Annotated in this window: 17 protein-coding genes; 12 read left to right on the forward strand and 5 right to left on the reverse strand. The window is 59.8% G+C overall.

Annotation, left to right across the window (positions count from 1 at the left end):
* Positions 1–411, forward strand: a 411-nt coding sequence (locus tag SB822_RS34375) for a formate dehydrogenase subunit gamma (protein WP_410856685.1), incomplete at its 5' end; no start/stop codon positions are given.
* A 422-nt stretch (positions 412–833) separates the two neighbouring features.
* Entirely contained in the window at positions 834–1979 is a 1146-nt protein-coding gene (locus SB822_RS34380; protein ID WP_007586842.1) for a porin, read from the forward strand.
* Positions 1980–2137: 158 nt separating this feature from the next.
* On the opposite strand, the gene SB822_RS34385 is transcribed toward SB822_RS34380, so the two are convergent.
* A complete protein-coding gene (locus SB822_RS34385) occupies positions 2138–2446 on the reverse strand; it encodes a DUF4148 domain-containing protein (RefSeq protein WP_007586843.1) in 309 nt (102 codons plus the stop codon).
* A 390-nt stretch (positions 2447–2836) separates the two neighbouring features.
* Here SB822_RS34385 and SB822_RS34390 point away from each other — a divergent pair, with 390 nt between their 5' ends.
* From SB822_RS34390 to SB822_RS34405, 4 genes are all read left to right on the forward strand, one after another.
* Complete coding sequence (locus SB822_RS34390) at positions 2837–3466, forward strand: TetR/AcrR family transcriptional regulator (protein WP_410856686.1); 630 nt, start codon at positions 2837–2839, stop codon at positions 3464–3466.
* Between the two features lie 108 nt (positions 3467–3574).
* A complete protein-coding gene (locus SB822_RS34395; protein ID WP_410856687.1) occupies positions 3575–5239 on the forward strand; it encodes a GMC family oxidoreductase in 1665 nt (554 codons plus the stop codon).
* Positions 5240–5262: 23 nt separating this feature from the next.
* Positions 5263–6519 carry a CaiB/BaiF CoA transferase family protein gene (locus SB822_RS34400; RefSeq protein ID WP_410856688.1) on the forward strand — a complete coding sequence of 419 codons (1257 nt, stop codon included), beginning with the start codon at positions 5263–5265 and terminating at the stop codon, positions 6517–6519.
* Between the two features lie 30 nt (positions 6520–6549).
* Positions 6550–7452, forward strand: a complete 903-nt coding sequence (locus tag SB822_RS34405) for an enoyl-CoA hydratase (protein WP_085954626.1) — start codon at positions 6550–6552, stop codon at positions 7450–7452.
* Between the two features lie 47 nt (positions 7453–7499).
* Here SB822_RS34405 and SB822_RS34410 read toward each other — a convergent pair whose 3' ends face one another.
* Positions 7500–8102: a UbiX family flavin prenyltransferase gene (locus tag SB822_RS34410; RefSeq protein ID WP_007586853.1), complete on the reverse strand. Its 603-nt coding sequence runs from the start codon at positions 8100–8102 to the stop codon at positions 7500–7502.
* A 495-nt stretch (positions 8103–8597) separates the two neighbouring features.
* Here SB822_RS34410 and SB822_RS34415 point away from each other — a divergent pair, with 495 nt between their 5' ends.
* Both SB822_RS34415 and SB822_RS34420 read left to right on the forward strand, forming a co-directional pair.
* Entirely contained in the window at positions 8598–10238 is a 1641-nt protein-coding gene (locus SB822_RS34415; RefSeq protein ID WP_007586855.1) for a UbiD family decarboxylase, read from the forward strand.
* A 50-nt stretch (positions 10239–10288) separates the two neighbouring features.
* Positions 10289–11530 (forward strand): porin, encoded by a 1242-nt coding sequence (locus SB822_RS34420; RefSeq protein WP_242683968.1) that lies wholly within the window; start codon positions 10289–10291, stop codon positions 11528–11530.
* 919 nt (positions 11531–12449) lie between these two features.
* Here SB822_RS34420 and SB822_RS34425 read toward each other — a convergent pair.
* The 3 genes from SB822_RS34425 to SB822_RS34435 all read right to left on the reverse strand — a co-directional run bounded on the left by SB822_RS34425 (position 12450) and on the right by SB822_RS34435 (position 15197).
* Positions 12450–13283 carry an ABC transporter ATP-binding protein gene (locus SB822_RS34425; RefSeq protein ID WP_086914887.1) on the reverse strand — a complete coding sequence of 278 codons (834 nt, stop codon included), beginning with the start codon at positions 13281–13283 and terminating at the stop codon, positions 12450–12452.
* 55 nt (positions 13284–13338) lie between these two features.
* Positions 13339–14331 carry an ABC transporter substrate-binding protein gene (locus SB822_RS34430; RefSeq protein ID WP_086914886.1) on the reverse strand — a complete coding sequence of 331 codons (993 nt, stop codon included), beginning with the start codon at positions 14329–14331 and terminating at the stop codon, positions 13339–13341.
* A 74-nt stretch (positions 14332–14405) separates the two neighbouring features.
* Entirely contained in the window at positions 14406–15197 is a 792-nt protein-coding gene (locus SB822_RS34435) for an ABC transporter permease (RefSeq protein WP_007744057.1), read from the reverse strand.
* Between the two features lie 388 nt (positions 15198–15585).
* Between SB822_RS34435 and SB822_RS34440 the strand changes: the two genes are divergently transcribed.
* From SB822_RS34440 to SB822_RS34455, 4 genes are read left to right on the forward strand one after another with little or no spacing between them, the layout of a single operon-like run.
* The gene (locus SB822_RS34440) at positions 15586–16422 is read left to right on the forward strand and encodes an alpha/beta fold hydrolase (protein ID WP_410856689.1); all 837 of its coding nucleotides are present in this window, start codon (positions 15586–15588) and stop codon (positions 16420–16422) included.
* Between the two features lie 28 nt (positions 16423–16450).
* On the forward strand, positions 16451–17347 hold the full coding sequence (locus SB822_RS34445) for an FAD binding domain-containing protein (RefSeq protein ID WP_007586867.1): 897 nt from the start codon (positions 16451–16453) through the stop codon (positions 17345–17347).
* Complete coding sequence (locus SB822_RS34450) at positions 17347–19662, forward strand: xanthine dehydrogenase family protein molybdopterin-binding subunit (protein ID WP_410856690.1); 2316 nt, start codon at positions 17347–17349, stop codon at positions 19660–19662. Before SB822_RS34445 ends, SB822_RS34450 begins: the two co-directional genes overlap by 1 nt.
* A gap of 3 nt (positions 19663–19665) precedes the next feature.
* Positions 19666–20163, forward strand: a complete 498-nt coding sequence (locus SB822_RS34455) for a (2Fe-2S)-binding protein (protein WP_410856691.1) — start codon at positions 19666–19668, stop codon at positions 20161–20163.
* Positions 20164–20186: the final 23 nt, after the last annotated feature.

Raw genomic sequence — 20186 nt, forward strand, 5'->3', positions numbered from 1 at the left:
CTTGCGCTGCGCTTCTGGCATCACAACTATCTCGATGCCGACGACCGGCAATGGCTGCGACAGATCAACGATGTGCTCACCAACCGCGAAGACCGGCTGCCCGAAGTTGGCAGATACAACGCCGGGCAGAAGCTGCTGTTCTTTGTGCTGGTGCTATGCCTGCTGCTGTTGCTGCTGAGCGGCATCGTCATCTGGCGTGCGTATTTCGCGTTCTATTTCCCGATTGAAGTGGTGCGCGTCGCGGCTGTGATTCATGCCGTAACCGCGTTCGTGCTGATCTGCAGCATCATCGTGCATATCTACGCGGCGATATGGGTGAAGGGTTCGATCGGCGCGATGGTGCGTGGCACGGTGACGCTCGGCTGGGCGCGCAAGCATCATCCGAAGTGGTTTCGCGAGAGTATCAAGTGAGCATCCGGTGAGCGGATAAGCCCTATACGGTAGATGCAAACGTCACCCGTCACATGTCAAGACGCGCGCTGATAACTGGAGCGCCGCGCCTTAAGTGTGTTCGCGGCTCAGAGCGGAACGCCAACTAAACCAAAGTATGACAGCCAATACAAAAGTGCAATCGACGCCTAGCCGCGTTTGCGCTCTCATGTGATTCATGCGTGTATTTTCGTCCCGAGAATTTTCAATCATAAATGGATGAAAAGAATCCGGTATTTCGGCTGCATAAAAATATAAATATGTTATTTGACAATCTGCTTTCACAAAAATAAATACCCGCTTCTTGAGCAGCCAGAAAGGTACTTTCCGAGGATTTGAACACCACACGCTATTGACGATTCGTCACTAGACGAGGTCGATTTCTTTCAAGCAAGAGGTGTCAAATGAAACGAATCGCTGTTCTCGCAATCTCGGTGGCTGCAACGACTGCTGCGCACGCACAGAACTCCGTGACGCTCTATGGTCTCATCGACGCAGGGCTCATGTACACAAACAACGTGGTGAAGGGCACATCGCATGGTTCACTGTTCCAGACGACCAGCGGCGAAATAAATGGAAGCCGATTTGGCATTCGCGGATCTGAAGACCTTGGTGGCGGTCTGCATGCAATCTTCGTTCTGGAAAATGGTTTCAACGTGCAGAACGGTAAGCTCGCGCAAAACAGTCGGCTTTTTGGCAGGCAGGCTTTCGTGGGTATCAGGAGCGACATGTTCGGCACGTTGACATTGGGGCGTCAATACGACTTCCTGACGGATTTCGTCGCGCCGTTGTCGGGCGTATCGGGAACCTTAGGCGACACAGGGTTTGCTCACCCGTTCGACAACGACAATTTCGATCACTCGTTCCGAATAAACAATGCAATCAAATACACCAGCACCGACTATCACGGTTTCAAGTTTGGCGGCCTGTACGCTTTCTCGAACAACCAGAACTTTGCAAACAATCGTGCTTACAGCGTGGGCGCAATCTACAGCAGCGGACCGTTGAATATTGCGGCGGCCTACCTGCAGTTAAATGGATCGAACTCGACTACCGCGACCACGGGCGCTATCGACACAGCCGAATCCGCTGCAAACGGGACCGGCGGGTTCCAGCTTGGAGCCGAAGTACAACGCACCGCGGCGGCCGCCATCAACTATAGCTATGGTCCCGCCGTTGTCGGGTTCGCCTATTCTCATAGCCAGTTCCAGGGCACTCAGTCGTTTGGGTCCAATAATGGCACGCTCCGCTTCGACAACTACGATCTAAACGTGAAATATGCAATCACGCACGCACTCGCTCTCGGCGCGTCGTACACATACACAGACGGACACGTATCACAAACCACGACCTTCGGCGCAGATCCGAAATGGAATCAGGTTAATTTACAGGCGGTCTATTCGTTTTCGAAGCGCACGGACGTGTACGCCGAAGCGATGTACCAGCACACAACTGGCCACGGCTATGTGGCATTTATCAACAACTCGGGTGGGGCGTCGTCGACGGCCAATCAGGTTGTCGGCACCGTGGGTATGCGCGCACGGTTCTGATTGGGTCTCGGCGAATCAAAAAAGACGCACAGACCTTTGAGGTCTGTGCGAAGCCGTCGAGAGGGAACTCGACGGCGGAGGTGTTGTAGAACGACTCGGGCCTGCTATCGGATACGGCAACGACCGTAGGCCCGTTTCCGTATCAGGTCGCGTGCATGTTACGGACGGTTGTACATCGCGTCCCAGTCCGCCTTCGAGACGGCCGCGTGACCCGCGCCAAACGATCCGCTCGTGACGCCACCGATGCCTGACGCATTGTTCTGCGCAGCGACCTTTGCCTCGGCTGCCTGAATCTCTTCCGGATAGGTGGTGTTGTCACCATCGCCAGGATGATACCCAGCCTTTTCGAGCTGAACGAGTTGGGCGCGTACCTGCGCGCGGGTGATCGGCTGGTTCGACTGGGCGAATGCGGCTAAGGGGGCAGCGAGGGCAGCGGCAATAACAACGGCTTGGATGAGCGACTTCATGATAGTTACCTCCAGTATTTGGTTCGGTCTTCAAACGATCCCGTTTGCGAACCGGTGAATGCAGTGTAGGTATCCACCGGCGCCAGATTAAGGTGGATAACTGGAAAGCATTGTTGTTGGGTCTGTCCACGCGCGTCTGTCGAACGTGCCAACGATGCTCACAATTCGCATAGAAAGGCGCCTCTCGCCCAGTGGGCGAAGGCCCGCAACGCTGTGGACGCACCAGGCAATACCGTGCTGATTGGCGATTTATTCCCGACGGGCAAAACTGTTGTGCATGCCTCATGCAGCGTGCGCAACGAGTCAAGCATGACCGTTCGTACCGTCGAAGCTGCCACTATTTCATCTGCGCGCTTGAATTTCTGAGACGAGCGGTCTAATATCCGCTACATGAACACGCCGACCATTCCGCGCCGCAGAGGGCGCCCCCCGAAGGAGCTTGCAGGCTATAGCGAGACCCGCGAGTCGCTGTTGCGGGCCGGCGTTGCCGTGTTGACGGAAAAAGGCTTTTCGTCCACCGGTATCGAAGAGATATTGCGTAATGCCGATGTGCCGAAGGGCTCGTTCTATCATTTCTTTGCCAACAAGGAAGCGTTCGGTCTGGAGTTGATCGACCGATATGCCGCGTACTTCGCGAAGAAACTGGACCGCATTCTGACGAATGAACGAAGGTCGCCTCTCGAGCGGCTACACGACTTCGTCATGGACGCTGAGGCGGGGATGCGACGTTATCGCTTCAAACGGGGGTGTCTGGTCGGCAATCTTGGACAAGAGATGGGCGTGCTGCCCGAAGGCTATCGCGAGCGTCTGCGTGAAGTGTTCATAGATTGGGAAGCACGAACGGCGCGATGCCTACTCGAAGCGCGAGCGGCCGGCGAGATCCCGCGCAAAACCGATTGTGCGAGCGTAGCCGCATTTTTCTGGATTGGTTGGGAAGGGGCGGTGCTCAGGGCGAAACTGGACGGTGACCCTGCGGCACTACGGACGTTCGCGAACGGTTTTTTCGCCGCACTGAAGTAACTCAAATTTTTTTGCCTTTTTATAGACAATCGGTCTAATTACATCGTCAGCGTCGATGGTGGTTCATCATAGTTCGTATAGCTAAACGTTTTCAATGGTGGTTGCGAGATGCCAAGCAAGACATTTGATTATGTTGTTATCGGGGCTGGATCTGCCGGGAGTCTGCTGGCAAATCGACTGAGCGCCGACAAGACCAGAAATGTTCTCCTGGTCGAAGCAGGCGGTGCCGACGATTACATGTGGATTCACATTCCCGTCGGTTACCTGTACTGCATCGGCAATCCACGTACGGACTGGCAATTCCGCACTGAGCCGGACAAGGGGCTCAATGGCCGGCAGATTCTCTATCCGCGTGGCAAAACGCTGGGTGGGTGTTCCAGTATCAACGGCATGATCTACATGCGTGGCCAGGCGCGCGATTACGACCACTGGGCCGAATTGACGGGGAATCCCGAATGGACCTGGGATAACTCGCTGAAGGACTTCATGGCGCATGAAGACTTTTATAAGCTCGACCCCGAGCAGCGCGGTCTGCTCAACGGCAACACGGCCGCCATTGCAAAAGTGCATGCGAGCGGTGGCGAGTGGCGCGTCGAAAAGCAGCGTCTTAAGTGGGATATCCTGGATGCGTTCAGCAAAGCGGCGGCGCAGGCGGGCATTCCGTTCATCGACGACTTCAATACCGGCGACAATTTCGGCGTCGGCTACTTCGACGTCACACAAAAAAACGGCTGGCGATGGAACACGTCGAAGGCATTTCTGCGTCCGATCAAACACCGGTCAAATCTCACGACGTGGACGAACGCCCGCGTGAAGAAACTCACGATCGTGCGCGACGAAAGCGGTGGCCTGCGCTGCACGGGCGCGGAGATTGTTCGCGATGGCGAGCTTGTTTCGGTGAATGCAGCGCGCGAAGTGGTACTGAGCGCGGGCGCGATCGGATCGCCCCATATTCTGCAGCACTCGGGTATTGGACTCGCGTCTCACCTGAAGAAGCACGGCATTGACATCATTCAAAACACACCGGGCGTTGGCACGAATTTGCAGGACCATCTGCAGATTCGCGCGGTGTACAAGGTTGAAAACTGCGAGACGCTGAATGTGCTTGCGTCGAGCATGCTCGGCAAGGCGAAGATCGGCCTTGAATACGCATTGCACCGGACGGGCCCGATGAGCATGGCGCCGTCGCAGTTGGGAGCCTTTGCACGTAGCGATCCGTCAAGGAAGCACGCGAATCTCGAGTATCACGTGCAACCGTTGAGCCTCGACGCGTTCGGTCAACCGCTGCACACGTTCCCGGCGTTCACGGCCAGCGTTGCCAACCTGAACCCGACAAGCAGGGGCACTGTTCATATCAGGAGCGGAAATTTCGAAGATGCACCCGCTATAGCCCCGAACTATCTCAGTACCGATGAAGACCGAAAAGTCGCTGTAGATAGTCTTCGCCTGACGCGACGCATCGCAAGCCAGTCTGCCCTTGCCGCATACAAGCCGCAAGAGTACAAGCCGGGTCCGCAATATCAGTCGGACGAGGAACTCGAAAACCTGGCGCGAGAGATCGCCACCACGATTTTTCACCCTGTCGGTACCGTGACGATGGGCAATCTCGCAGATCCGAACGTCGTCGTCGACAGCCATCTTCGCGTGCGCGGCGTAGCCAGATTGCGGGTGGTGGACGCGAGCGTGATGCCGACGATCACCAGCGGCAACACGAGTTGCCCCACGATGATGATCGCCGAAAAGGCTTCGGCCTGGATTCAGAAAGGCATTTGATTCAACGCAACCAGGAGGTGCTTGTGCCTGAGAACAAGACTGGGGTAAAGAAGCGTTTGCCCCTTGAAGGAATCACCGTTATCGATTTCTCGCGCGTACTGTCCGGTCCGTATTGCGCAATGATGCTTGCCGATCTGGGGGCGCGCGTCATCAAGATCGAACGTGTGGGAACGGGAGACGACACGCGTGCGTTCGGTCCGTTCGTTGACGGCGAGTCGGCGTACTTCATGTGCTTCAACCGAGGAAAGGAGAGCATTGCGCTCGATTTCAAATCTCCGCGCGACCGCGAACTGCTCGAGCGGTTGCTGGACCAGGCCGACGTCGTGGTCGAAAACTTCCGGCCCGGCGTGATGGACCGGCTTGGCTACGGCGCAGAGCAGCTGGCAAGAACGCACCCGCATATCGTCTATGCGTCGATCTCGGGCTTCGGCCATACCGGGCCGTACAAGGATTTGCCGGGCTATGACACGGTGGTGCAGGCGATGGGCGGTGTCATGAGCCTGACAGGTTGGCCCGACTCGCAGCCCGCACGTGTGGGCACGGCGCTGGGCGATCTCGGCGCCGCGCTGTTTGCCGCGGTCGGCATTCTCGCGGGTCTTTACAAGCGCTCGCGGGATGCGCAGGGCACACACGTGGATATCTCGATGCTCGATTGCCAGGCCGCGTTGATGGAAACGGCGTTTGCCCGGTTCGACGTGGAAGGCAAGGTGCCATCCCGGTTCGGCGACGCGCATCCGTCGCTGGCGCCATTCGAAAGTTTCGCAGCGAAGGATGATCGATTCATCATTGCTGCCGGCAACGATCAGCTCTTTCTGTTGATGGCGGATGCCTTCGGCGTGCCGGAAGTGGCACTCGACTCGCGATTCCTCACCAACGATCTTCGCGTCCAGAACCGGCCCGCGATGATCGAGGCGATCGAGCGTGTCACTCGCACCGCACCCGTCAACGTCTGGCTCGACAAGCTGAACGAGGCTGGCGTGCCGTGCGGGCCGATCAACACGATCGACAAGGTCATCGAGCACCCGCAGCTGCTCTCACGCAACATGTTCATTCATGTCCAGGGCGAGTCGGAGCGGAAGGTAAAGACGGCGGGCAACCCGATCAAGATGAGTACTTCGCCCGATGAGGATGTGACGGTGGTCAGGAGAGCGCCGGCGGTGGACCAGCACCGAGAGGCGATTCTGGCCGAATTGATGGCTTCGTCGGGCGCCTACGCGTCGCAGGCTGATTCGCAATCAGATGACAGTGAACCGAGGCGCTCCGCAAATCTCGCAGCATGACACCGCAAACTTGAACTGACAGGTGAAACTATGTCGACCGAAGTTCCCGCAGTACGTGGCGCATCCGCCAGGCAAAGCAAAATGCAAGTGATCGAAACGAGTACCGACCCCGCCGTTGTTGGCGTGAATGGAGATACCGGTAAAGGCACATCGGAAAGCGATACATACGAAACGATCAAGATCGATCGAAGAGAGCGCGTGGGACTGATTACGCTGTATCGTCCCAAGCAATTGAATGCGCTTAACGTGGAGATGTCGCGCGAGGTGCTGGCAGCGCTGAGCGCATTTGACAAGGACGATGGAATTGGCGCGATCGTCATCACGGGCAATGCGCGTGCATTTGCGGCAGGTGCCGACATCGAGGAAATGGCCGGGAAGACCTTTGCCGAATGGCACGCGAACGACCTTTTCGCCGAGTGGGACCGCATTCGAACGATCTCGAAGCCAATCATCGCGGCGGTAGGCGGCTATGCGCTGGGCGGCGGATGCGAGCTGGCGATGGCATGTGACTTTATCATCGCGGCCGATGATGCCCAATTCGGGCAACCGGAGATCAAGCTCGGTATTTTGCCCGGCATTGGCGGTTCCCAGCGTCTGGCGCGCGCCGTTGGCAAGTCGCTGGCAATGGACCTGATTCTCACTGGCAGAAACTTGCGTGCCGACGAGGCATACGCAGCCGGCCTCGTGGCGCGCGTGGTTCCGTCAACCGAGTTACTGCAAACCGCGCTGGAGGCGGCGCATACCATCGCTGGCTACAACCTGCCTGCGGTGCGGCTTGCGAAAGAGGCGGTCAATCGGGCGTTCGAGACTCCTCTAAATGAAGGTGTGCTGCACGAGCGTCGGCTCTTCCACGCTGCGTTTGCTACCGAAGGGCAAAAGGAAGGCATGTTTGCATTTCTCGCCAAGCGCGCTCCCGTCTTCCGCCATCGATAGCGTCCGATTGCGGGAACGAACGAGGATGCCATCCTCGTTCGAACTCGTCATCCATTCGCGACGCTGACAAGCCGATGGGTGAACTCGCCTGTCCAGCGCTTGACTGTACCCGTATCGATGTCGAACAGATCGAGCACGCGTCCGAGCGTGTGATCGATCATCGATTCGAGACTGTCGGGCCGCGCGTAGAAGGCAGGCACGGGCGGATAGATAATCGCGCCCGCTTCCGTGACGGCCGTCATGTTGCGCAGATGCCCGAGATGCAGTGGCGTCTCGCGCGCCATCAGAACAACCCGCTTACGCTCCTTGAGCATCACATCCGCGGCGCGCGACAACAGCGAACCCGTGTTGCCCGTCGCGATCTCCGCGAGCGTCTTCATCGAACAGGGCGCGACGACCATGCCGTCCACGCGAAACGAACCGCTCGAAATGGCGGCACCGATATCGGCGTTCGGATAGTGTTCGTGAGCCAGCGCTTGCACGTCGGCTGTGCGCAGATCCGTTTCATACGCTAGCGTCATCTGGGCCGAGCGGCTCATGACGAGATGCGATTCCACATTCAGTTCGCGCAGCATCTCGAGCAGCCGGACGCCGTAGATCACGCCTGAGGCGCCGCTGATTCCCACCACGATACGTTTGCGTCGTTCCATATCCATCGTCTCTCGTTGAACCCGTGCCGCGCATGCGTGTGCCGCTTCGCGATGCATCGTATGCCGTGCGCCCCATCAGCAAGAAAACATGTGCGCGACAGGCGGCATACGCCTCCATGAAGATTGAATGACGCGCCAACGCGCTTCAAACGAAATCTGTTCATGCGTGGCATGAAGCCTTTTCATCGTCTGAGCACGCATTCGGCCTACGACGGTGCGCTCTGCCACGGATGAAATCCGTTCATGGCGCACATGAGAAATCACCGTTTGCGAGGGGACAGGTTCTGGCTCAGTCTGCGCTCACAGTCCCGCATGTCATGCCGCGCGACTCGTCAAGCAGCGTCTGCCGAACAGCGGTACTTGTCTGCCGCCGTGCTGCCCGGGCACCTCATGTGACGGCGACCGTTGCTCGACTCACACCATGCAATCCGACAGGCGAATCCGTGAGGCTGGCCGGTTTGCGATGCATTCCCCTTGATCATTAACCGGACAACCATGAAAAATTTCCCTTCCTTCCAGACACACTTGCAGGCCTTGGAAGAAAAAGGTCTCGTCATCCACGTCCATCGCGAGATCAACAAGGACACCGAGTTGCATCCGCTCGTACGTTGGCAGTTGCGCGGCGGCATTCCCGAATCGGACCGCAAGGCCTTCGTATTCCATAACGTCGTCGACAGCAAGGGACGCCGGTTCGAACTGCCTGTCGTCGTCGGCGCGCTGTCGATCAACCGGGAGGTGTATTCGATCGGTATGGGCGTACCCGTCGACGAGATTGGCAAGAAGTGGCAATACGCGAAGGGACACCCGATCGATCCCGTCACCGTGGATGAAGCGCCGTGCCAGGAAGTGTGTTTCATCGGCGACGATCTCGACGTCGACGGACAGGGTCTCGAACATCTGCCGATTCCGATTTCGACGCCGGGCTTCGACAACGCGCCATACACGACCTGCTCGCAATACATCTCCGTCGATCCGGAGAACGGCATCCAGAACATGGGCACGTATCGCGGGCAGATCAAGGGCAAGCGCCGGGTCGGCTGCAATCCGTCGATTGAAATGGGGCAGGGCATCTATCAGCACTGGCTCAAATACAAGGCCATGGGCAAACCAATGCCTGCCGCGCTGGTGATCGGCGGACATCCGGCCGTGTCGTTCTGTTCCGTGCAGAAGCTGCCGATCGACGTGGACGAACTCGGCGTTGCGGGCGCGATTCTTGGCGAGCCGCTGCGCGTCGTGAAGTGCAAGACCAATGATCTACTCGTGCCCGCCGACGCAGAAATCGTGATCGAAGGCTTCGTGCCGACGGATACGCTCGAACCGGAAGGACCTTTCGGCGAGTCGCACGGTCACGTGAACCTGCAGGAATTCAATCCGTACATGAACGTCACGGCGATTACGCGCCGCAAGAATGCGCACCTCGTGTCGATCATCAGCCAGGTGACGCCGAGTGAAAGCTCGCTGGTGAAGAAAGTTGCGTTCGAACCGCTGTTCCTCGATCACCTGCGCAACTCGCTGCGTATTTCCAGCGTGGAAAAGGTCGTGATGCACGAGCCGCTCACGAATCTGCGCAAGCTCGTAATTGTCGTTTTCAGCGAGAAGGCCACTGAAACGGAGATCTGGCGCGCGCTGATGGGCGCTGCCTCGCTACAGCCCGCCGTGGGCAAGCTGGTCGTGGCCGTCAGCAACGACATCAACCCGGAGAACAGCGATGCGATCTTCTGGTCGATGAGTTACCGGATGAATGCAATCAAGGACGTGCAGATCCTGCATGGGCGTGACACGGGGCATGGTCCGCGCACGTCGGGCGCGCAGCGCGGCGACGACGCCGTGGACGGCGTGATCCTGATGAATGCGACGCGCAAGGAAAAGCTGCCGCCGTTGTCGCTGCCGACGAAGCCGTACATGGAAAACGCAAAGGCGATCTGGGAAGAGCTGGGCTTGCCGGCGTTGCGTCCCGAATGGCCGTGGTACGGCGTCTCGATGGGCGACTGGGACGAGCGCAACGAATCAATGGCGCAGCGCGCGGTGAAGAGCGAGTACTTCAAGACGGGTGAAGAACAGACGCGTCAACGTGTGGGTCCCGAATGGATCAACAAGGACTCGGACTGGTACTTCGAGGAAAAGAAGGACATGTAAGCGGCCGCCGAAAGCGGTCCTGCCAGAGCAGCATCAGCGGAGCGTCTCGCGTGGGTGTCGATGATTGGCCGACAGGAGCGGACAGAACATCGAACGGCAGTGCACGCGAGACGCTGACGCACATCCACGGTGGACGGCGCGGGAAGCGTCACATCCCGCACGTCCCGCCACATGAATACAACGACATTGATGGAGGAGATATGGACGAAAAAGGAGGAGTAGTTTCCGCGGCGCGCATAAGCAGCCTGAGGCGTTCGCTGACAGCGTTGACTTTGCTTGGTCTTTCGGGCGGCGCGGTTCATGCGCAGAGCAGTGTCACGTTGTATGGGTCTCTGGATGGCGGGTTACGGAATCTCGTGAACGGAACGAAGTCGGGTGGCGCTGCGCTGTCGATGGCTTCCAACGGCGTTTACAACTCGAACCGCTGGGGCTTCGAAGGCAAGGAGGACATCGGCGGTGGCTATTATGTGCGCTTCAATCTGGAAGCGGGCTACGTGCTGTCGACGGGTGCGAACAACAATACGAGCAATCAGCTCTTTCAGCGCACGTCGACAGTGGGGTTTGGCGGGCCATTCGGCCAGATCGACATGGGCCGTCAGTTCACGTTGCAGCATTATCTGATCAAGGACTTTGAGCCGTTCGACTTTCATTACCTGAGCATTACTGAATCGACGGCGGTCTCGGGTGGTAACACGGGCCGCGACGATAACGATATTAACTACCGTGGTGTTTTCGGGCCTTGGGTGATACGTGGAGAATATGCGCTGGGTGGCGTGCCGGGTAGTGCCGCGCATGGCTCGACGTTGGCGGGTGGCGTGAATTACCGCACGCAATTGTTCAAGCTGGGCGCTGGCTATACGCACAAGTCCAATCCGTTGTCGGCTACGTCGAGTCAGTACTTCAGCAACGATCAGTACACCGCGGGCGGGACGGTAACGGTCGGGCCCGTCGATGTGATGGCCGGGTATTCGCTGAATTTGCAGGACGTGCCGGCTAGCGTGCATAGCATGACGCGGAATCAGTATTTATGGGGTGGGGTGCGGTTTCAGATGACGCCTTTCTTTAATGTGACTGCGGCTTATTATGACAACAAGAACAAGACGAATGGAGTGGACGGCAGAAAGGATGTCGCTATTCTTGGAGTGAGTTATTTGCTCTCGAAGCGCACCGAGCTTTATGCGGATATCGACTATACGCATTTCACGGGCGTGTATGTGACGAATGCGACGTTGAATCCTTCTCAGCATGAGAAGCAGACTGGTGTTTCGTTTGGTATTAATCACTGGTTCTAGGGGTTGCGCTGGCGCGCTGGGGTGTTGGTTTTTGGGTTTTTGGGGCGGCGCGCTGGCAGTGGGGTTTGTGCCTTGGCGGCGCGGGCTTTGCCGTTCGGTGTGTTTGCCCTTACGCTGGCATCCGCGTTATGCCTTCGTGCTTCAAGCGTCGCCCCTGTGCGGGGCGGCACCTACTTTTCTTTGCCGCCGCAAAGAAAAGTAGGCAAAAGAAAGCGGCTCACACCGCCAGTTCTAGTGTTTGCCTGAGGGCCCCCAAAGGTTCTTACGCTTCACACGGCAATCACGTGACCCATGTACGTTGCCAACGCTCCGAGAGGCGCCTCACCCGCTTCAAGCACCCGCGTTGCAGCGTGCCGTGCCGGATATTCCACTGCCGCCCAGGTGGCAAACTGTGTGTAGGCCGTAGAGCCACACACGCCTCACTTCGGACCCGATAGCGCACGCGTTCCACCTTGTAAGAGCGCTAACGTGTACGCCGCGACAACCTACACAAAGTTTGCCACCTGGGCGGCACAAACCATTCGTTGCCGTTAGCCCGTGCACGGGTATTCGAAGCGGGTGAGGCGCTCATTCAGCGCGTAGGCAACGCACGCAGATAAGGATGTTGCCGTGTGAAGCGTAGGACCCTTTGGGGGCCCTCAAGCACGAAGAAATGTTGGCGGTGTTAGCCGCTTTCTTTTGCCTACTTTTCTTTGCGGCGGCAAAGAAAAGTAGGTGCCGCCCCGCACAGGGGCGACGCGTGAAGGGGTAAGTCATCACGCGGATGCCGGCGCAAGGCCAGAACACCGAGCGGCGACGCATGAAGCACAAAGGCAAAACGCGGAAGCTAGCGAAAAGAGCAAACCGCCCGATCAGCGATACCCGCGCCGCAAAGGCAAAAACGCCCATAGCGTCGCAGACAAAAAACCAAACCCAAACCTCAATGCTCGTCCAACGACCCCTGCGCATTGAAATGCGCCCGAATAGTCTTGGTGTAATGCAAAAACGCCGGCGTAGCCATAACCTCTAACGGCCTCGGCCGAGGCAACTCAATATCATAAATCGCAGCAATAGCACCAGGCCGCTCCGACATCACCAAAACGCGATCAGAAAGAAAAACCGCTTCCGGAATGCTATGCGTAATCAAAAGAACGGTCTTCTTCGACTCCATCCAGATCCGCTGCAACTCCATATTCATACTTTCCCGCGTCATCGCATCGAGCGCGCCGAACGGCTCATCCATCAACAGCACAGCTGGCTCGTGCAGCAGCGCGCGACAGATAGAAACCCGCTGCTGCATGCCACCCGACAACTGCCACGGGTATTTCTCCTCGAATCCGCCAAGCCCAGCCATGGCAATCAGCTTCATCGCCTTCTCGCGTGCCTCGCGCTTGGGCATACGCCGCATTTCAGCCTGCAGCAAAATATTGTCCAGCACATTCCGCCATGCCAGCAGCACAGCACTCTGAAACACAATCCCGACATTCTTCTGCGGCCCGCGAATCGGCTGCCCCGACAGCGTCATCGTCCCAGACGAAATCTCTTCAAGCCCCGCGACCATTTTCAGCAAGGTACTCTTTCCGCATCCGGACGGCCCCACAATCGACACAAACTCCTGCTCGCGGATATCGAAGTCGAGCGGCCTGAGCGCCTGCATCATCCCCTGCGCGCTGCGGTAGCTCTTGGTGACGCCGCGTAACTCGATCAGAGGTTTCGCAGGCATCGGTGCGGGCGATCGGTAATGCTTTTCATCAAGCTTCAGTACAGTGGTCATAGCGGGGCCGGTTTCAGATGAACTATAAGGAAGGGCGCGATGGTTCAGGCGCGGCTCAGGGAACGAATGCACCCGTGTAATACTTCGCGGGCACGTTCGCCGACGGATCGAGCTTGCTGTATTGCACGATCGAGGCCACCGAATCGTTGATGTTCTTCGTGCTGACATGGAAGATCGGCGCCTGCTCAGTTTCAGGCGTGCGGTAGAACGGAATCGTCGCCTTGAGTGTGCGAATCATCGTGTCGCGCGAGCCGGCTGCGGGCAGCGTCTTGAGCAATGCATCGACGGCGGCAGCAGGGTCCTTCTCGCTGTCGTTCACCGCCTTCGCCGTGGCGCGCATGAAGCGCTTGAGCAGGTCGGCATTGTCCTTGATCATGTCGTCGCGCGCGATGATGCTCAGCGTCGCGACATTCACGTTGTAGTCGGCAAAAAGTATTGCGCGCGCTGGTTTCTTCGTGGCCTGCTCGACGGAGATGAGGGGAATCGTCGCGAAGCCGACGAGCAGATCGGCCTGGCCCGTAATCACGGCATTGATGGTGGTCTGCGGGTTGCCCGTGATGGTCTTGAAGTCGGAATCCTTCAGGCCGACCTTGTTCATGAACATCGTCCAGAGCTGCGACGATGCATCGCCCGGCGCGACGGCCACGGTTTTGCCCTTGATATCCTGCGGTGTCTTGATGTTCTTTTCCGCAAGGCCGACCACGGATGTCGGGTTCTCCTGCATCAGCACGCCAATCGCCTTGACGGGCGCACCCATCGCAGCCACTTTCACCATCGTGCTGAAGTCGGCGTAGCCGATGTCGACGTTATGCGTCGCGACGGCCTGCACGGTCGGCCCCGAGCCGTGTCCTTCCATCAGCTTCAGATCGATGCCTTCGGCGTCGTAGTAGCCCTTCGCCTTGCCGAGGTAGAACGGTGCCACGGCGCCGTTGACCGTGTAGTTGAGCATCATCGTCAGCGAGTCTTTGGCATAGGCCGCCGTGCTGCCACAACAGATCGCCGCAATGCTCAGCGCGGCTGCCATGCGCGATAACCTTCTGGACTTCATGTCGTCTCCTGCCTGGTTTTAATTGGGTATTCGAAGCGCGCGGAGCGCAACACGCAGCACGCAGCGCGCGTGTGTCACGCGCGGCCAAGTGAGCGCGTGCGGTGTGACGCATGCCAGGGAATGGCGATGCGCTCGAGCATGTCAATCGCGACGAACAGCAGTGCACCGATCACCGACAGCACCACGAGCGCGGAGAAGATCAGCGGCTGATCGAAGTTGCCGTTCGCGCGCTGCAGCACGAAGCCTAAGCCCGAGTTCGCGCCGACGAACTCGCCGACCACGGCGCCCACTACGGCGAGCGTGATCGACACCTTCATGCTGGAGAAGATCGACGGCAGTGCATGCGGCAGGCTGATCTTGAAGAACGTTTTCACGGGCGAGCTGCCCATCGACTTCGCGAGATCAATCAGGTCTTTCTCGACAGACTTGAAACCCATCACCGTCGATACGACCACGGGAAAGAAGCCGAGCAGAAACGCGACCAATATGCGCGGAAAGAGACCGAAGCCGAACCAGACGACGAAAAGCGGCGCAATCGCCACTTTCGGAATGCTCTGCGAGAACACGACGAGCGGATACAGATAGCTTTCTATCACGGGCGACGCGGCAACCAGCATCGCGATCGGCACGCCGATCAATACCGACAGCGCAAACCCGCCCAGCGTTGCGTAGAGCGTCGGCAGCGACTCCTGCAGCAGCATCGACCATTGCATGGCGATCTGACGCATGATCGCTTCGGGCGTCGGTACGAGGTACGGCGGGATCTTGAAGATGCGGATCACGAGATCCCACACGACGAGTATCGCCACGATCAGCAGCAGCGGACGGACCCACTGCGAGTTCAGCACTTTCCTGGTGAAGTTCACGGCATTCGACCTTACTGGTTGAGAGGCGGATAAAGAACCACGAGACCGCGGATTCGCGCAGCGCGTGGCCATGGAACGCCACGCTCTGGCAGCAAGATTGACGGCGAGCCAGGCGACGGGCAAACGCTAATTGTTCATGCCGCACATGAGAGAAATTCATCCCCACGCCGCACGCGACGCACACAGGCGGATCGCTGCGCGTGACTTAGAACGCCCGTTCGCAGCCAATGAATACTTTTCATGCGTTGCATGAAAGATCGTCGTTTGCCGCGTCATCCGCCAGCCAGCAATATCCATCTGCGAGTTCGGAGAGCCGGACACCGGCCCATTCCCGACAGCATTTCGAAGCACCTCATCCGATAGCACCTGACAGCCTGCGGAGCACGCAATGAATCAACCGATCAGTCCCGATGTCGTCTCGTCCCACGTCACCGTGCGGGACGGCACGCGCATCGGCTACAACCTCTATGGCGGAAAAGAAAACACGGTGCGCGTGGTCCTCGTGCATTCACTCGCGATGGACCGTCACTTCTGGACGCCCGTCGTCGAGCGGCTGATGCCGCGCGCGGCCGTGCTCGCCATCGATGCACGCGGCCACGGCGCGTCGGGCAAGCCGGCCGGGCCATACACCGTGTCGCTGTTGGCGCAGGACGTGTATGACGTGGTGCGCGCCACGGACTTTCGCAACGTGCTGATCGCGGGCGCGTCGATGGGCGGCTGCGTCGCGTTGGAGTTCGCCGCGACCTATCCCGATACGATTGCCGCGGGCCTGATCGACACGACCGCGTGGTACGGCGAGACCGCGCCGCAGGACTGGGACGCGCGCGCCCAGAAGGCGGAAGCGGGCGGCCTCGCGCCGCTGGTCGAGTTCCAGACGACGCGCTGGTTCAGCGACGCCTTCCGCGCCGAACATCCCGACGTCGTGCAGCGCTGCGTCGATACGTTCTTGCGCAACGACGTCGCGCCGTTCGCGGCGACGGGCCGCATGCTGGGCTCGTTCGACGGACGTGCACTGATGCGCGACGTGCGCGTGCCGACCTGCGTGATCGTCGGCGAAGAAGACTACGCGGCGACGCCCGCAATGGCGCGCGCGCTGCATGAAGGTATCGCCGGTTCGACGTTCACCGAAATCCCGCAAGCGCGACACCTCACGCCGCTCGAGACGCCGGATATCGTGGCGCGTGAACTGCACGCGCTGCTCGATCGCGCGGGCTGCGCGCGCTAGCCCCATACAGAAACAAGGAGTGCATTAGATGATTCCGTTTGAGCTCGCCAGGCCACGCTCGCTGAAAGAAGCGATCGCGCTGCTCGATCCGGAAGACCCGGATATCCGCCCGGTCGGCGGCGGCACGGCGGTGATGTTGATGATGAAAGCGGGCGTGCTGCGGCCGACGCGCCTCGTCAGCCTGCGCGATATCGAACCGCAATACGCGCAGGTTCGCGTCGGGGCAAACGGCGAGCTGCGCATCGGCGGGCTCACGCGTCTCGCGACGCTCGAACATTCGCCGCTCGTGAAGGAAGGCTGGCCGCTGCTGTCGCGCACGTTGCGCACGCTGTCGAACGTGCGGGTGCGCAATGTCGCGACGATCGGCGGCAATCTCGGTCACGCCGATCCGCACATGGACATGCCACCCGTGCTGACGTCGCTCGGCGCGCGCGTGACGATCACCGGTCCGAACGGCGAGCGCACGGTGCCCGTCGAAGAACTGTGCACGGGCTACTACGAAACAGTACTGGCCCGCGACGAACTGATCTCCGAAGTCATCGTGCCGCCGCAAGCAGGACGTCCAGCCGCCTATATGAAGGTCACGACGCGCGCGGCGCACGACTGGCCCGCGCTTGGCGTCGCTGTCGTGCTGGACATGAAGGGGCGGCAGATCGATCGCGCGAGCGTGATCGTCGGCGCGGCGACGGACCGTCCGACGCGGCTCACGCAAGCCGAGACGCTGCTGCGCGGCGCCTCGCCCGACGATTCCGCGATCCTGCGCGACGCGGGCGAAGCGGGCGCGGCGCAGCTCGATATCGTCGGCGACCCTCACGGCTCGGCGAGCTACAAGAAGCAATTGCTGAAGGTCTATCTGGGCCGCGCGGTACGCACGGCGCTCGCCGCCGCAGAAGGACGCGCTGCCCCATTCGAGGGTCATGCCTGATGAAGATTGAAACGACGCTGGAAGAACAGCCAGCACAAAAACAGGTGGGCCGCGCGTTGAACCGGCTCGAAGCGCGCTCGAAGGTGACGGGCCGCGCGGAGTACATCCACAATCTCGTGCTGCCGCGCATGCTGTACGGCAAGATCTTTCGCAGCACGGTTGCGCACGGCAGGATCGTCAGCATCGACACGAGCGCCGCGCGCGAGCTGGAAGGCGTGTTCGCGGTCTATACGGGCGAGGACGTCAAGAAGGTGATCCCCGAGCCGTATTTCGGCCCGGCATTTCACGACCAGCCGATTCTCGCGCTGGAGAAGGTGCGCTATATCGGCGAGGCCGTGGCCGTCGTGCTCGCGGCGGATCCGCATATCGCCGAAGAAGCGACGCATCTGATCATGGCCGAGTACGACGAACTGCCTGCCGTGTTCAACGAGGTCGAGGCCGCGCAATCGGACGTGCTGGTGCACGATTTTCTGCGCCCGGCGGGCACGTTCCCCGATCTCAAGCATCTGGCGGGACGCAAGGGCACCAATGTCGCGCTCGACTTCCAGTTGCGGCGCGGCGACGTCGACACTGCCTTCACACAAGCTGCGCATGTGTTCGAGGACACGTTCACGACGCAGCAGGTCATGCACACGCCGCTCGAGCCGATGGTGTCGCTCGCGGAACCGGACCTTGGCTCGGGTATGTTGACGGTGCACACGGCGTCGCAAAGCCCGTCGTTTGTGCGCATCGAGATTGCACGCCTGCTCGGCTGGGACGAGAACCGCGTGCGTGTGAAGTCGGGCCTGCTGGGCGGCGGCTTCGGTGCGAAGCTGTACATTAAGCTCGAAGCACTCGTGGTTGCGCTTGCATTGCTGTCGCGGCGCGCGGTGAAGATATCGCTGACGATGGAAGAGCAGTTCTTCACGATCACCAAGCACGCCACCACCTTCCGCATGAAAACGGCCGTGAACGAAGCGGGCCACATTACCGCGCGCAAGTGCGAAGTGTGGTGGAACGGCGGCGCGTATGCCGATATCGGGCCGCGCGTCACGCAGAAATCGGGCTTCACCGCGTCAGGTCCGTACGATATCGAGAACGTGTGGATCGATTCGTATCAGGTGTACACGAACCTTCCGCCCGCAGGCGCGTTTCGCGGTTTCGGCATTCCGCAGATGGTGTGGGCGTACGAGAGCCACGCCGACATGATTGCGCGCGCGCTGCGCATCGATCCGCTCGAATTCCGCCGCCGCAACATTCTGCGCGAAGGCCGTCCGCATGCGACGGGCACGCCGATGCACGATGCCGCGATCGACCTTGTGCTCGAACGCGTCGCGCAGCGGATGAACTGGAGCGCGCCGTTCGAGCGCGGCACGGGTGCGCTGCGGCGCGGGCGAGGCATCGGCATCGGCTTCAAGGCGCTGGTTGCGCCTACAACGTCGGTTGCGATGGTGAGCCTCGCGGGTGACGGCAGCTGCACGGTCTATTCGAGCACGGTCGATATGGGCCAGGCGTCGGAGACAGCGATTGCGCTGATGGCGGGCGACGTGCTGGGCATTCCCGCCGAACGCATCAAGGTGATGCGTCCCGACACCGACGTCACGCCGTACGACATGGCGACGCTCGGCTCGCGCTCGACCTTCCATATGGGCCACGCGGTGCGTCTGGCCGCCGAGGACGCGAACCGTAAGCTCATCGAACTCGCCAACGAACTGGGCTTGCCGCCCGTGCCCGCGATTCGCGCAGGCGAGCTGCTGCGCCGCAAGTACGGGATGCAGGCGGGGAATATCGTCGGCATTGGCAGCTTAATTCCCAGCTACAAGTCGCCGGCGCACGAGACCGGTCAATCGGAGAACATCACGCCGAACTGGATGGTGGGCGGCTGCGGCGTCGAAGTCGAAGTGGATACGGAGACGGGGCATTTCAGGCTGCTGCGCTTCGAGAATGTCGTCGATTGCGGTACGCCGATCAATCCGAAGGTCGTCGATACGCAGATTTCCGGCGCGGCGATCATGCAACTCGGTATCACGCTGTTCGAGCGGATGGAGTTCGACGAAGTCGGGCAACTGCGCAATGCGTCGTTTGCCGAATACAAGATTCCGGGCATCCACGACATTCCGGCGAGGATCGGCCGCGAAACCGTCGATTCCGTGCAGCACAACGGGCCGTTCGGCGCGAAGGGCGTCGGCGAAAGCGCGACGTTCGGCGTGGCGTCGGCGATTGCCGAAGCGATCGAGGATGCCGTCGGCGTGCGGCTCAAGTCGCTGCCACTCACGCCCGAGAGTGTCTACCGCGCGTTGCGCGCTGCGTGCAACGAACCGCTATCCGAGGAATAATCCATGAGTGCCACTTCCATCACGATTCATTTCACGCTGAACGGCGAGCGGGTGAGCGCCGAGATCGAGCCGCATCACACGATTCTCGAAGTGCTGCGCCAGCAGTTCGCGCTGTACGGCGCGCGCGAGAGCTGTGGACAAGGCTTGTGCGGCTGTTGCACGGTGATCGTCAACGGCGCGAGCGTGTCGGGGTGTCTGTATCTCGCGGCGATGGCCGACGGCGGCGAAGTCAGCACAGTCGAGCATCTGGATGCGGACGGCGAGCTCGACGTCGTGCAGCAGGCTTTCATCGAATGCGGCGCGTTTCAGTGCGGCTTCTGCACGTCAGGCTTTATTCTGATGAGCCGTCAGCTGCTCGATCGCAATCCCGATCCGACGGAAGCCGAGATCAGGCATTTTTTGTCGGGTAATCTGTGCCGTTGCGCGGCGTATCCCGAGATCATCGAGGCAGTGAAGCTCGCTGCGAGGATGCGCAAGTCGGCGGGCGCTGTGCCGGCGTAACGCGCCACGCGGCTACTGCACCA

The organism is Paraburkholderia sp. SIMBA_054, assembly GCF_046534875.1.
GTDB lineage: Bacteria > Pseudomonadota > Gammaproteobacteria > Burkholderiales > Burkholderiaceae > Paraburkholderia > Paraburkholderia hospita.